This is a genomic window from Pseudomonas rhizoryzae, from assembly GCF_005250615.1.
Classification (GTDB): domain Bacteria; phylum Pseudomonadota; class Gammaproteobacteria; order Pseudomonadales; family Pseudomonadaceae; genus Chryseomonas; species Chryseomonas rhizoryzae.
This window is the reverse complement of sequence record NZ_SULM01000004.1, coordinates 368935-381832: the sequence shown is the minus strand read 5'-3', so window position 1 is coordinate 381832 and position 12898 is coordinate 368935. Positions and strand designations below refer to the sequence as shown.

Below are 12898 nucleotides of genomic sequence, written 5' to 3'. Positions count from 1 at the left end.
TTCCACCCTTTCGAATCCTTTCCGAGGTAGTAGCCGATGTCCTTCGCCGAACAATTGACCCGTCTGCGCGATTTTCTCGATGCAGACGATCTGCACGAAGAAGCGCTCGACTACGTAGCCGCCCATGGCTACCTGACCGCCCTGTCCATCTGCCCGGAAGAGGTGCCCGAACGCGAATGGATCGATGCCCTCTTCGCCGAGCCGCCGCAGTATCGCGATGCCGCCCAGCAGGAAGACATCGAGCGCTCCCTGGTGCAGCTCAAGGCCCATATCCTGCGCATCCTCGGTAGCGATGAAGAGCTGGACCTGCCCTGCGAGCTGGACCTCGGCCCCGAGCCGGACGACTCCGAGTTGCGCGGCTGGTGCATTGGCTTCATGGAAGGCGTGTTCCTGCGCGAGTCCGTGTGGTTCGAGGATGCGGAAGACGAAGTCAGCGAGCTGCTGCTGCCGATCATGGTCGGTTCGGGCCTGTTCGACGAGCAACCCGAATTCGCCGAAATCGCCCAGGACCGCCGTCTGGTCGCCGACATGATGGTGCAGATCCCGGAGCTGCTGACCCAGTTGTTCCTGCTCTGCCACTCCCCGGAAGAAAAGCCGGCGCTGCTCAAGCCGCGTCACTGAGCGATGGACGGAGCCGCCCCCAGACCCCGCCAGAAGAAGGGCTGGGTCCGCTACCTGTTGCTGGGCCTCGGCTGGCTCAGCGTGGCCCTGGGCATCATCGGCGCCTTCCTGCCGTTGCTGCCCACCACGCCCTTCCTGCTGCTGGCCGCCGCCTGCTTCATGCGCAGTTCGGAGCGTTTCTATCTGTGGTTGATCAACCACAGATGGCTCGGCCCCTGGGTGAAACCCTATCTGGAAGGCGACGGCATTCCACTCAAGGGCAAGGTCTACGCCATCGTCGCCATGTGGATCAGCGTGGGCTTTTCCTGCTGGCTGGTGCCCTACGTCTGGGCGCGGGTGGCTGCCTTCGTCAGTTGCGGCGCGGTGACCATCTATCTGCTCAAGCAGAAGACGCGGCGTTAATTTCGCAGGCAATGAAAAGGGGCGATCAGTGATGATCGCCCCTTTTCATTGCCTGCGTGGTTCGCCTCAGGCGGCTTCCGCCATGGGGGTGGGTGGCGGCTGGTCGGGGATGGTGGGTTCGCCTGGCTCACCGGGCTGGATGGGCGCTGGATCGGGCTGGTCGGGTTCGCCACCGGCGCGGGGCGTGGCGAAGACCTGGAGGCTTTCGAATTCGTCGTCCTGGCGGACGTGGTAGCTGGGCATGGCGAGACTCCTCTGCTGACTCCCTAGATAGAGTCATCTACGAGCCGGGTAATTCCCTGCTCCTGCGGCGCTGCTCCGCCATGATTGCGTGCAAAGGTTTCCGCGCCCATGGCGGCGATCTGGCCGTCGATGAGCGCCTCGAAGGGCGCTAGCAGGGCCTCGAAGCGGGCCGGGGCTTCGAGGACGTTCAATGCGGCGACCACCGCCTCCACCGTGGACAGGGCCTCCGGCGCCGGCGCCTTGCGCACCCGATAACGCGACGGCGGCCCAGGTGGCAGGGTGACCCTGGGCAAGGCCGCCAGCACCGGGTTGGCGTGCAGCAGCAGGCGGGCCTTGCGCCAGGTGCCGTCGGGGATCACCAGTAGCCGTTTCGCCTCGGCAGTCGGCGCAGGTGGCAGTTGATCCACGGTGATCGCCTCAGGGCCGGGGAACAGCAGCCAGGGTTGATGGCCGTCGAGCCAGAGCGGGAGATCCGGAAATTCCTCACCGATCTCCAACTGGGCATTGATCAGTCCCAGGGCGGCCAGCCGCGCGGTATTGAGCGGATGGCGCCGCTCGCTGGGATGCTGCAGCAACAGCACCCGGGTACGGCTATCCAGGCGAGGAATCAGGGCGCACAGGCACAGCGACAGGGGGCGCTGGCAACGGGCACAGGCGGGACGGGACATCGGGACTTCCGCGGCGGATGACGGCGGCGATCATACCGGATCGCCGCCGGGTAGCCGGCGAATCAGCGATTGAAGCGAGCGGTGAGATCGTGCAGATAGTCGGCCATGCCTTCCAGTTCGCGGCTGAGTTCCGAACCGCGCAGGGCCTGGGCCGAACTATGGTCGGACAGCTCCGCGATACGGCTGATCTGCCGATTGATGTCTTCGGAGACGTGGCTCTGCTCTTCCACGGCGGTAGCCATCTGCTGGCTCATGGCGGTGATGAGGCTGACCGATTCGCTGATGCCCTGCAGGGATTCCCGCACGGCCGCCGAATGCCGCTCGCTCTGCCGCGAGGTCTCTTCGCCACGGCTGGCGGTGGCCACGGCGCGGTCGGCATTGGCCTGCAGGTTGGCGATGATCTGGTGGATCTGCTCGGTGGATTCGCGGGTCCGCGAGGCCAGGGAGCGGACTTCGTCGGCCACCACGGCGAAGCCGCGACCGGCTTCCCCGGCCCGCGCCGCTTCGATGGCGGCGTTGAGCGCCAGCAGGTTGGTCTGCTCGGCGATGGCGGTGATGACGTCGGCGACGCTGCCGATGCTCTGCGTCGAATTGGCCAGTTCACCCACGGCCTGGCCGATATCGCTGACCGCCGCGCCGAGTTCGCGCATGGAGGTCAGGCTTTCTTCGGCCTTGTCGCGTCCGGAGTGCACCAGGCTTTCGGCGTTGGCCGCCGCCTGGGCGGTCTCCTGGACGTTCTGCGACACCTCCTGGATGGTGGAGGTCATCTGGGTGATGGCGGCGGCGGACTGGTCGGTCTCGTGGCGCTGCTGCTCCAGCAACTCGGCTTCGGACTTGGCCAGTTGGGAGGATTCGCGTGCCTTCTGGCGCACGCTCTCGCCGGCATCGGCCAGGCGCGTCAGGGCGGTCTGCAGGCGTGCCGATTCGCTGTGCAGGGCCAGGTCCAGGCGGGCCGGCGCGCCGACCTGGTCACTGTAGGTGGGCGCGACGATGGCGCTGGAGAACAGCTTGGGATGGTCGCTGAGGATACGTTCGATATGGCTGCGCTGGCGCAGCAACTGGTGCGTGCTGACGCCCACCAGGGCGGCCACGATGAGGACCGCCTGGATGGAATCGTCCAGCAAGAAATGCCCACCCAGGACCACGCCACCGGCCAGCAGCGAAGACCAGCAGGCCGTCACGGCGCCGCTCAGCCGGCGCCCCAGGGCCACGGGCGCCTTGCCGGCGTTGAGGCGGGCATAGAGTTCGGTGGCGCGACGGATCTCGGCGGCACTGGGCAGCGAGCGGACGGATTCGTAGCCGATTACCCGGCCCTGTTCCAGGATGGGGGTGACATAGGCGCTGACCCAGTAGAAGTCGCCGTTCTTGCAGCGATTCTTGACGATGCCCATCCACGGCTTGCCCTCCTTGAGGGTCGCCCACATGTGGCCGAACACCGGTGGCGGCATGTCGGGATGGCGCACCAGGTTGTGCGGACTGCCGATCAACTCCTCTCGGGTGTAACCACTGATGGCGATGAAGGCCTCGTTGCAGTAGGTGATATTCCCCTGCAGATCGGTGGTGGAGATGAGTCGCTCTTCTTCCTTGAAGGTACGGCCTTGCTGAGTGACCGGCAAATTCTTGCGCATCGCGGGTGCCTTATTTGTCTGGTTATCTACTCAATGCAGATTCAGCCGGCTTAATGGCGGCTAAATGCCTGCATAGGTGATGACGTTCGCCCTTTGGCTATCGTCAGACTAACTATCGGCGTCCTGCATCTGGGCTTTAAGAATTCGCTGAAAACTCTGGATGAGCGGCTCCTTTCCGCGTCCCCGACGGGTGATCAGCGAAAACGGCGCCTGGTAGCCGAAGGTCGCCGGCTGCAGGGCCTTGAGCCGCCCCTGGTCGACCCAGGCGTGGACATAGTGCTCCGGCAGATAGCCGATGTAGGCGCCGGAGAGAATGAGCATGAGCTGGGCTTCCATGCTTTCCACGGTGGCGGCGCTTTCCTTGAAGCCATGCCGGGCAAGCTCGGCCTGACTCCAGTAGCCCCGCCGCACCATGCGCTGGCGGGTGATGACCTCGGCGGGCACGCGCCGCTCCTGGAACAGCGGGTGGCGATCGCTGCAGTAGAGCCAGTGCTGCTCGCGATACAGCGGCTGGTAGACGATCCCGTTCATGCGTGCGGAGAAGGCGCCGACGGCGAGGTCCAGGCGCCCTTCCAATACCCCGAGCTGCAATTCGTAGGGACTGGTGACGGCCAGGTGCAGGTGCACACCGGGGTAGTCGTGGCTGTAGCTGCCGATCACGTCGGCGAGCGGCAGCGCCGGCTCGCTGGAAACCGAGTCGAGCACGCCCAGGTTCAAGGTGCCGCTGAGCTCGCCCTTCAGGGTGGTGGCGTAGCGCTCGAAACCTTCGATCTCGCCGAGGATGCGCAGGGTCTCCTGGTGAAAGAGTTCGCCCTTGCTGGTGAGGGCGAAGCCACCACGGCCGCGATGGCAGAGAGTGACGCCGAGCTGGCCTTCCAGCTGGCTCATGTAGGTGCTGATGGCCGAGGTGGAAAGATTCAGCTCCTGCTGGGCGGCGGCGAAGCCCTGGTGGCGCACCACGCAGGCGAACAGCTTGAGCAAGCGGATATCGTGGAGGGCATTGGCCATGACGGATTCCCGAAAGGACGGCCGGGCAGTCTAGCCATTAGTTCAGAAATCTCTGAAGTGATTTTTTGTCGAGGCCGATTCTTCGACTAAGGTGGGCTTTGCACAATCGGGGCATCAGAACGATGAGGATGTCCCGTGGAAAAGATCCTGCACCAGCCGCTGGGCGGCAACGAGATGCCGCGCTTCGGTGGCATCGCCAGCATGCTGCGGCTGCCCCACCTCGCCTCCGCCGCCGGCCTGGACGCCGCCTTCATCGGCATTCCGCTGGACATCGGCACCTCGCTGCGCTCGGGCACCCGTTTCGGTCCACGGCAGATCCGCAGCGAGTCGGTGATGATCCGCCCCTACAACATGGCCACCGGCGCGGCCCCCTTCGATTCGCTGAGCGTGGCCGACCTGGGCGACGTGGCCATCAATACCTTCAACCTGCTGGATACGGTGCGGTTGATCGAGGAGCACTACGACCGGGTGCTGGAGCACGACGTCATCCCCCTAACCCTCGGCGGCGACCATACCCTTACGCTACCCATCCTGCGCGCCGTGAAGAAAAAGTACGGCAAGGTCGGACTGGTGCACGTGGATGCCCACGCGGATGTCAACGAGCACATGTTCGGCGAGAAGATCGCCCATGGCACCACCTTCCGCCGGGCCGTGGAGGAAGATCTGCTGGACTGCGACCGGGTGGTGCAGCTCGGCCTGCGTGCCCAGGGCTACGCCGCCGACGACTTCGACTGGTGCCGCCAGCAGGGCTTCCGCGTGGTGCAAGCTGAGGAATGCTGGCATAAGTCGCTGGCGCCGCTAATGGCCGAGGTTCGCGAGCGGGTCGGCGGCGGGCCGGTGTATCTGTCTTACGATATCGATAGCATCGACCCGGCCTGGGCCCCGGGGACCGGTACCCCGGAGATCGGTGGCCTGACCACCATCCAGGCCTTGGAAATCATCCGCGGTTGTCGTGGCCTCGACCTGGTGGGTTGCGACCTGGTGGAGGTCTCGCCGCCCTACGACACCACCGGCAACACCGCCCTGCTCGGTGCCAACCTGCTCTACGAGATGCTCTGCGTGCTGCCGGGGGTGGCTTACCGCTGAGGCCAAGGAGCCTATTCCTCCGAGGTGCGGCGACCCGCCATGATGGCCGCCCACCCGCTACTCGTTTCACTGCCGAACACCCCGGCGGACCCTCTGGTCCGCCGACAACAAGAGCGCGGGTCTGACCTGCGTATAACCGTGTCGAGGCGTCATCCATGGACCAGCAAGACGGCATCACCCGGGTCGAGACCTTCGGGGTCGAGCAGATTCCCGATCACGAACGCCATGCCACCCCCTTCGACCTCTTTCGGCTGATCTTCGGCGGCGCCAACACCTTCGCCACCGCCGTGCTGGGCAGCTTTCCGATCCTGTTCGGCTTGTCGTTCCAGGCCGGGGTGCTGGCCATCGTCGCCGGGGTCCTTTGCGGTGCGCTGATCCTGGCGCCCATGGGCTTGTTCGGTGCCCTCAACGGCACCAACAATGCCGTTTCCTCCGGCGCTCACTTCGGCGTCCATGGCCGCATCGTCGGCTCCTTTCTCTCCTTGCTCACCGCCATCGCCTTCTTTTCGCTCTCCGTGTGGAGCTCCGGCGATGCCTTGGTGGGCGGGGCCCAGCGCCTGATTGGCCTACCGGAAAACGCCCTGAGCCTGGGCCTGGCCTATGGCCTGTTCGCCGTGCTGGTGCTGACGGTGTGCCTCTATGGCTTCCGCTTCATGCTCTGGGTCAACAAGATCGCCGTGGTCAGCGCCAGCCTGCTGTTCCTGCTGGGCATCCCGGCCTTCATGGGCAGCTTCGATGCGGGCTATGCCGGCACCCTGCAACTGGGCCAGCCGGGCTTCTGGGCGGCCTTCGTCGGCGCCGCCCTGGTGGCCATGAGCAATCCGGTGTCCTTCGGCGCCTTTCTGGGCGACTGGTCGCGCTACATCCCCAGGCAGACGCCCCGCCTACGCATTCTGCTGGCGGTGATCGCGGCCCAGGCCGCCACCCTCATCCCCTTCCTGTTCGGCCTGGCCACCGCCTCACTGGTGGCGGTACGCGCCCCCGACTACATCGCCCAGAACAACTACGTCGGTGGGCTGCTGGCCATCGCCCCGACCTGGTACTTCCTGCCCGTGTGCCTGCTGGCGGTGATCGGTGGCCTCTCCACCGGCACCACGGCGCTCTATGGCACCGGGCTGGATCTCTCCAGCGTGCTGCCGCGCCTGCTGACCCGGGTGCGGGCGACCCTGCTGATCGGCCTGGCGGCCATCGCCTTCATCTTCATCGGACGCTTCAGCTTCAACCTGGTGCAGAGCGTCTCCACCTTCGCCGTGCTGATCGTGACCTGCACCAGCCCCTGGATGGTGATCATGATCCTCGGCTTGCTGGTGCGTCGCGGCTTCTATTGCCCGGACGATCTGCAGGTATTCACCCGCGGCGAGCGCGGTGGGCGCTACTGGTTCCACCGTGGCTGGAATTGGCGTGGCATGGGCGCCTGGATTCCCAGCGCCCTGCTCGGCCTGGCCTTCGTCAATCTGCCCGGCCAGTTCGTCGGGCCCCTGGGTGAACTGGTCGGCGGCATCGACCTAAGCCTGCCGCTCAGTCTCGGCAGCGCCGCCCTGCTCTATCTGGCACTGCTCCAACTGTTTCCCGAGCCCGCCGCCGTCTATGGTCCGGCCGGGGCACGGCGGCCGCGGCGCCTGGCTGACGTCTCCCTGGAACGTGCCTCCGCTGCCTGACCATCCTGCGAGGAGAAGACCTGCATGACCACCTGTGGTGAATTCCTGGTCCGCCAACTGGCCGCCTGGGGCGTGGACACCGTGTTCGGCATTCCCGGCGTGCATACCGTGGAGCTCTACCGCGGCCTGCCGGACAGCGGCATCCGCCACATCACCCCGCGCCATGAGCAAGGCGCCGGCTTCATGGCCGACGGCTATGCCCGCGCCAGCGGCCGGCCCGGCGTGTGCTTCGTCATCAGCGGACCGGGGCTCACCAACATCCTCACCGCCATGGCCCAGGCCTATGCCGATTCGGTGCCCATGCTGGTGATCTCCAGCGTCAACGAACGCGCCCGTCTCGGCCATGGCGCCGGCTATCTGCACGAGTTGCCCAACCAGCGCAGCCTGACCGCCGGGGTGACCGCCTTCAGCCATACCCTGCTCGACGTGGATGGCCTGCCGGCGGTGCTGGCCCGGGCCTTCGCCGTGTTCGAAGGCGAGCGGCCCCGACCGATCCATCTGGAATTGCCGCTGGATGTCATCACCGCGCCGGCCGACCACCTGGCCCTGGCGCCGCGGCCTAGCCTGGCGCGCCCGGAACCGGCAGCCGCCCTGCTCGACCGCGCGGCGGCCCGCTTGCGGGAAGCACAGCGGCCGCTGCTGCTGATCGGCGGTGGCTGCCAAGGCGCAGCCGCCGAGGTCCGCGCCCTGGCCGCGGCGCTGGATGCCCCCACCGCCACCACCATCAATGCCAAGGGCCTGCTTCCGCCTGGCCATCCCCTGGCCCTGGGCAGCAACCAGGCGCTGCCGCCGGTGCGCGAGCTGGCACAGGCGGCGGACGTCATCCTCGCGGTCGGCACCGAGCTGGGCGAGACCGACTACGACGTGGTCTTCGACGGCGGCTTCCGGCTGACCGGCGACCTGATCCGCATCGACCTCGACCCACGGATGCTGGTAGCCAACCACCAGCCCTGGCTGGGCCTGGTGGGCGATGCCCAGGCAGCGCTGCGCGGCCTGCTCGCACGCCTGCCGGCGCGGGAACTGGACCCGAGCGGGCCAGGCGCCCAGCGCACCGCCGCAGTCCAGGCGGCACTCATAGAGGAATTCGCCGGCTGGGCGCACTTCCGCGCCCTGTTCGAGCGGCTGCAGGCGGCCATGCCGGACGCCCGCTACGTCGGCGATTCCACCCAGACCGTCTACGCCGGCAATCACCTGGTGGAGCTGGACGGCCCGCGCCGCTGGTTCAATGCCTCCACCGGCTACGGCACCCTGGGCTATGGCCTGCCGGCGGCCTTGGGTGCCCGGCTGGCCGATCCCGCGCGCCCGGTGGTCTGCCTGGTCGGCGACGGCGGTCTGCTATTCACCCTCAGCGAACTGGCCAGCGCCGTGGAGGCGCGGATCGGCATCGTCATCCTGCTGTGGAACAACCACGGCTACGGCGAGATCCGCCGCTACATGGAGCGCCGGGACATCACGCCGCTGGGCGTCGACCTGGTCACCCCGGACTTCATCGCCCTGGCGCGGGCCTTCGGTTGCGCGGCCGAGCGCGCCCGGGACCTGGATCATCTACAGGCGCTGCTCGCCGAGGCGCCGAACGATCTGCCGCTGCTGATCGAACTGCGCGAAGAGCCGCCCTTCGCCCCGGCCTGCCGCGGTGGCTAGCTGACCGAGCTGCGGGTTCGCTGCACGGCCTGGACCTCGCTCAGGATCAGGCCGCTGGCCGGACGCATCGGTATCCGTGCCAGGTCGATGCGCAGGTCCTGGGTCGGTACCTGGTAGGTCATGTCGTGCAGCAGCAGGCGCAGGGCGGAGGTCATGAGCTCCAACGCGATGCCCTCGCCCGGACAGCGGTGCTGCTGGGCCACGTCGCCCCCACCCTGGGGGACGAAGGCTGCGGCCGTGGACGCGCCGCTCAGAAAGCGCATGGGGTCGAACACCTCGGGACGCTCCCAACTGCGCGGATCGCGATTGGTGCCATAGAGATCCAGCAGCACCCGGGCGCCCTGGGGAAAACGGATACCGTGCCAGACGAAGGTCTCGCGCACCCGCGCCACGGTGAAGGGAAAGAAGGCATAGAAACGCCGTACTTCCTGAGCGAAAGGTACTCGGGCAGCGGGGTCGGCCCGCAGCCGTTCACGCCAGGCCGGCTGCTTGTACAGGGCCAGGGCGGCAAAGGTGGAAAAGCGCGCCACCGCGACCGTCGGCCGCAGCACATTGAGCAATTCCACCGCCGCCACCCGGGGCGGCAAGTGCCGGCCATCGGCATCCCGGTGACTCGCGATCAACTCCAGGGCGCTGCCGGCCGGTGCCGGCTGGGTGCGGGCCTGCTCGATCTGATCCGCAAGCCATAGCTCCAGTCGCCACCGCGCCCGGCGCGCCTCCAGGTTGGCCAGGCCGGCACTGCCCGCCCCTTCGATCAGGGCGACCAGTTCGGCGCAACGTCGTCCTTCTTCTTCCGCGGCCAGAAGGACTCCGGCCCAGTCGCAGACCGCCCGCGTGTAGAGCCGGTGCAATTCGTCCAGCAGCACGATCTCACCTTGGGTCTGCCAGGCGGGCAGCCTGGCGCGCCACTCCTGCTCCACGCGGCCCACCAGCGCTTCCACCCGCGCCGGCCGGGTGATCTCGACGAATACCGCCTTGCGCTGGCGATGGGCCGCGCCGTCCAGACCCTGAACGCCGCCCTCGCCGAACAGCGTCCTGCGCAATTGCCGCGGCGCGGCATCCGCCCGCGTGAAGCGGTCTTCACGATAGAAGAGTTCCACCGCCGCCGGGCCGCGCAGGCACAGGGTGGACTGCAAGAGCAGGCGCGTGGCGAAGACATCGCTATCCAGGCGGTCGCAGCGATTACTGATGAAGGCATAGCCTTCGCGCAGCAGCGCCAAGCTCGAATCGAGAGGTCCACAGCGAGGAACGAAAGACATAAGGGTGCTCCAGAGCCTGGGTGAGGTCTTGGGCTTGGGACCCGCGGCAAGCGGCGCCAGTGCCTCCGTCGCGCTTGGAAAACCAGGGGCGGCGCCGGTCGAGGCGGCCGGCGAAAAAAGCAACGACCGCTGCGCTCGAACGTCCACACGACTCCCCCGGTCAACCGGAGGCACGCCGGGGCGCGCCTCCGCGGCCCTGCCATTTCCAACCGAGGGCTTCGTTTGCCGCCAGATACCCCGTCGTATTCCGCCACCGGCCATGGCAAGCCCAACGGTCTTCTGCATTTTGCGCTACTAGGGCTGTTCCTGCTGATCACCCTGGCACTGGGTTGGCAGCCGCTGGATCGCACGGCCTGGATCATGGAAAACCTGTTGGTGGCGGCGCTGTTGGCCGCCTTGCTGGCCGGCTACCGCCGATTCCGGCTCTCCGCGGGCGCCGCCGTGGCGCTTTGCGCCTTTCTCACGCTGCACGAAATCGGCGCTCACTACGGTTACGCCCAGGTCCCTTACGACGCGGGCTGGCGGCGCCTGACCGGTCGCAGCCTGGACCTGACGCTGGGTTTCGAGCGCAACCAATTCGACCGCCTGGTCCACTTCGCCTATGGGCTGCTGCTCGCCCGGCCCTGGCGGGAGGTAATCGTCGCGCTGACCGGCCTGCACGGCTGGCGCGCCTCCTACCTGGCCTTGGAATTCATCCTGGCCTCGTCGGCCACTTACGAACTCATGGAATGGGTGGGCGGGGACTATTTCCACGGCGCCGACATCGTCGGTGCGCAGGACGACTTCTGGGATGCGCAAAAGGACATGGCGCTGGCCGCCTTGGGGGCGCTGCTGGCGCTGATGGCAGGCAGGCACGGTGCGGCGTCGGGCCCGCACGCCTCCCGAGGTCGCTAACCGGGCGTCGCGGGCGGTCCGCGCGACCGTCGGCGGCGAAGCCGAAGGATACCGCTATACGCGAGGTCATCAGCGTGGCTTTTCTGATTTCCCTAGGCAGCATCAATGCCGATTTCCAGGTCCGCACCACCCGGAATCTGGATAGCGCCGAGACCCTGTTGGCCGACGACTTCCAGCGTCGCCCCGGCGGCAAGGCGGCCAACACCGCCTATCTCGCCGCGCGCTTCGGCCATCGGAGTCTGCTGCTGGGGCGGGTGGGCGACGATGAGCTGGCCGCGCAGGCCCTGGAGCCGCTGCGGCGCGCCGGGGTGGCGCTGGCCGGGGTGACCCGCGCTGCCGGTTCCGCCACCGCCGTCTCGATGATCCTGGTGCCGCCCAGCGGCAAGAAACGCATCGTGCTCGCCAACAACGCCAACGACCGCTGGGACGACGCCTCGCGCCAGGCGTTGCAGCAGCGACTGACGACCGCACCCGCCGACGCCATGCTAGTGCTGGACTGCGAGATTCCCCGCGCGATCGTCCGGCAGGCCATCGAAACCGCCGCCGCCCGCGGACTCGCCGTGGTGGTCGATCCCTCCTTCCCCGGTCGCCTGCCCGCGGACCTGGCGGACCGGATCACGGCGCTGACGCCCAACGAAGAAGAAGCCGCCGGGCTGCTCGACGAACGACTCGACGATCTACCCAGCCTGGGCCGCGCCGCCCGCTGCCTTCAGCAAAGAGGTACCCCGCTGGTCTGCATCAAGCTGGCCGACGGCGGCTGCGTGTTGGCCGAGGGCGAACGACTCTGGCACCTGCCGCCCGAGCCGGTGGACCCCGTGGATTCGACCGGTGCTGGCGATGCCTTCACCGGGGTGTTCGCCATCGGCCTATTGGAAGGACGCCCGCCGCGAGAAGCCGCCGCCTGGGCCACCGCGGCGGCCAGCCTGGCGGTGACCGGTGCCGGCTCCCAGGAAGCCTATGCCGGGCGCACCGAGGTGCTGGCCCTGGCCGAGCGCCTCGCCGAACGCTGGCAGGCCCTGGAGATCCCCGAATGAGCCCTGCCGGCCAGCTGAGCTTCGACCGTTTCGACCCCCGGGACGAACGCCGCCGCGAGGCGCTCTTCACCCTGGCCAACGGCAGGCTCTCCCTGCGCGGCGCGCTGCCGGAACTGTCGACCCTGGCGCCTGACGGCACCAATTACCCCGGTCTCTACCATGCTGGCTGGTACGATCGCTCCCCGCGCCAGGTCGCCGATACCGAGGTGCGGCTATCCGAGGTGCGGCTATCCGAGGCGCGGCTGTCCGCCCTGATCCGCTTGCCGGACCCCTTGGGACTGAATCTGGGCAGTGCTCAGCATTGGTACGATCCCCGACGCCAACCACCGCTGAACTACCACTACGCGCTGGACCTGCAGACGGCCTGCCTGATCCGTGACTTCGAGGTGAGGCTGGACGGCCTGGCGCTTGCCGTCAACGAAAGACGCTTCGTCAGCGCGGCCGATCCTCGGTTGATCGTGCTGCGCTGGACACTGTGCAATCTCGGACCTGCCGCGGACTTGCGCCAGCGCGCCACCCTGGATGCCGGGGTGGAAAATGCCCTGATCGAGCGCAATGCGGCTTACGAGGGTCGCCGCCTGATCCTTCGGCAACAGCTGACCCGCACCACGGGCGCCGCCGTCCGGGTCGCCCCCCGGCCGGTCGCGGTGAAGCCTGCATAGCGACCCTGCTGCTGAGCAATCTCTCGTTGGACTGGGAGGCCAGTGAACAGGGACCAAGACTGCAGCACGACAGCCGCATCGTCTTGGCGTCCGG

Annotated in this window: 12 protein-coding genes and 2 pseudogenes; 8 read left to right on the top strand and 6 right to left on the bottom strand. The window is 67.5% G+C overall.

Annotation, left to right across the window (positions count from 1 at the left end):
* The first annotated feature begins 36 nt into the window (after positions 1 to 36).
* Together FAZ11_RS08405 and FAZ11_RS08400 are read left to right on the top strand one after the other, a co-directional pair.
* Entirely contained in the window at positions 37 to 621 is a 585-nt protein-coding gene (locus tag FAZ11_RS08405; RefSeq protein ID WP_058762037.1) for a UPF0149 family protein, read from the top strand.
* 3 nt (positions 622 to 624) lie between these two features.
* Complete coding sequence (locus FAZ11_RS08400; protein ID WP_058767339.1) at positions 625 to 1023, top strand: YbaN family protein; 399 nt, start codon at positions 625 to 627, stop codon at positions 1021 to 1023.
* 66 nt (positions 1024 to 1089) lie between these two features.
* Here the strand turns inward: FAZ11_RS08400 and FAZ11_RS24760 are convergent, their stop codons facing one another.
* From FAZ11_RS24760 to FAZ11_RS08385, 5 genes and pseudogenes are all read right to left on the bottom strand, one after another.
* Positions 1090 to 1266 carry a hypothetical protein gene (locus FAZ11_RS24760; RefSeq protein ID WP_167371439.1) on the bottom strand — a complete coding sequence of 59 codons (177 nt, stop codon included), beginning with the start codon at positions 1264 to 1266 and terminating at the stop codon, positions 1090 to 1092.
* A 23-nt stretch (positions 1267 to 1289) separates the two neighbouring features.
* Entirely contained in the window at positions 1290 to 1934 is a 645-nt protein-coding gene (locus FAZ11_RS08395; RefSeq protein ID WP_058768367.1) for a tRNA-uridine aminocarboxypropyltransferase, read from the bottom strand.
* Between the two features lie 62 nt (positions 1935 to 1996).
* A pseudogene (locus FAZ11_RS25425) lies at positions 1997 to 2995 on the bottom strand (methyl-accepting chemotaxis protein); the annotation flags it as partial.
* Between the two features lie 285 nt (positions 2996 to 3280).
* Positions 3281 to 3562 (bottom strand): annotated as a pseudogene (locus FAZ11_RS25420) (PAS domain-containing protein); the annotation flags it as partial.
* Positions 3563 to 3670: 108 nt separating this feature from the next.
* Entirely contained in the window at positions 3671 to 4570 is a 900-nt protein-coding gene (locus tag FAZ11_RS08385) for a LysR family transcriptional regulator (protein WP_058762912.1), read from the bottom strand.
* 135 nt (positions 4571 to 4705) lie between these two features.
* Between FAZ11_RS08385 and speB the strand changes: the two genes are divergently transcribed.
* The 3 genes from speB (at position 4706) to FAZ11_RS08370 (ending at position 8955) form a co-directional block, all read left to right on the top strand.
* Positions 4706 to 5656: an agmatinase gene (gene speB / locus FAZ11_RS08380; RefSeq protein ID WP_058768365.1), complete on the top strand. Its 951-nt coding sequence runs from the start codon at positions 4706 to 4708 to the stop codon at positions 5654 to 5656.
* 155 nt (positions 5657 to 5811) lie between these two features.
* Positions 5812 to 7314: a purine-cytosine permease family protein gene (locus FAZ11_RS08375; protein ID WP_058768364.1), complete on the top strand. Its 1503-nt coding sequence runs from the start codon at positions 5812 to 5814 to the stop codon at positions 7312 to 7314.
* A 24-nt stretch (positions 7315 to 7338) separates the two neighbouring features.
* The gene (locus tag FAZ11_RS08370; RefSeq protein ID WP_058768363.1) at positions 7339 to 8955 is read left to right on the top strand and encodes a 5-guanidino-2-oxopentanoate decarboxylase; all 1617 of its coding nucleotides are present in this window, start codon (positions 7339 to 7341) and stop codon (positions 8953 to 8955) included.
* Here FAZ11_RS08370 and FAZ11_RS08365 read toward each other — a convergent pair.
* On the bottom strand, positions 8952 to 10214 hold the full coding sequence (locus tag FAZ11_RS08365; protein ID WP_058768362.1) for a cytochrome P450: 1263 nt from the start codon (positions 10212 to 10214) through the stop codon (positions 8952 to 8954). The genes FAZ11_RS08370 and FAZ11_RS08365 overlap by 4 nt on opposite strands.
* A gap of 222 nt (positions 10215 to 10436) precedes the next feature.
* Here FAZ11_RS08365 and FAZ11_RS08360 point away from each other — a divergent pair, with 222 nt between their 5' ends.
* The 3 genes from FAZ11_RS08360 (at position 10437) to FAZ11_RS08350 (ending at position 12804) form a co-directional block, all read left to right on the top strand.
* The gene (locus FAZ11_RS08360; RefSeq protein ID WP_081319926.1) at positions 10437 to 11108 is read left to right on the top strand and encodes a DUF2238 domain-containing protein; all 672 of its coding nucleotides are present in this window, start codon (positions 10437 to 10439) and stop codon (positions 11106 to 11108) included.
* 74 nt (positions 11109 to 11182) lie between these two features.
* Entirely contained in the window at positions 11183 to 12142 is a 960-nt protein-coding gene (locus FAZ11_RS08355) for a PfkB family carbohydrate kinase (RefSeq protein WP_058768361.1), read from the top strand.
* Positions 12139 to 12804 (top strand): glycoside hydrolase family 65 protein, encoded by a 666-nt coding sequence (locus FAZ11_RS08350; protein ID WP_137279554.1) that lies wholly within the window; start codon positions 12139 to 12141, stop codon positions 12802 to 12804. The genes FAZ11_RS08355 and FAZ11_RS08350 overlap by 4 nt, the downstream gene beginning before the upstream one ends.
* The last annotated feature ends 94 nt before the right edge of the window (positions 12805 to 12898 follow it).

Excerpts from the sequence above, each read along its gene's own strand:
- FAZ11_RS08405 (WP_058762037.1), top strand. The coding sequence starts at position 37 with ATGTCCTTCGCCGAACAATTGACCCGTCTGCGCGATTTTCTCGATGCA.
- FAZ11_RS08400 (WP_058767339.1), top strand. The coding sequence starts at position 625 with ATGGACGGAGCCGCCCCCAGACCCCGCCAGAAGAAGGGCTGGGTCCGC.
- FAZ11_RS24760 (WP_167371439.1), bottom strand. The coding sequence starts at position 1,266 with ATGCCCAGCTACCACGTCCGCCAGGACGACGAATTCGAAAGCCTCCAG.
- FAZ11_RS08395 (WP_058768367.1), bottom strand. The coding sequence starts at position 1,934 with ATGTCCCGTCCCGCCTGTGCCCGTTGCCAGCGCCCCCTGTCGCTGTGC.
- FAZ11_RS08385 (WP_058762912.1), bottom strand. The coding sequence starts at position 4,570 with ATGGCCAATGCCCTCCACGATATCCGCTTGCTCAAGCTGTTCGCCTGC.
- FAZ11_RS08375 (WP_058768364.1), top strand. The coding sequence starts at position 5,812 with ATGGACCAGCAAGACGGCATCACCCGGGTCGAGACCTTCGGGGTCGAG.
- FAZ11_RS08370 (WP_058768363.1), top strand. The coding sequence starts at position 7,339 with ATGACCACCTGTGGTGAATTCCTGGTCCGCCAACTGGCCGCCTGGGGC.
- FAZ11_RS08365 (WP_058768362.1), bottom strand. The coding sequence starts at position 10,214 with ATGTCTTTCGTTCCTCGCTGTGGACCTCTCGATTCGAGCTTGGCGCTG.
- FAZ11_RS08350 (WP_137279554.1), top strand. The coding sequence starts at position 12,139 with ATGAGCCCTGCCGGCCAGCTGAGCTTCGACCGTTTCGACCCCCGGGAC.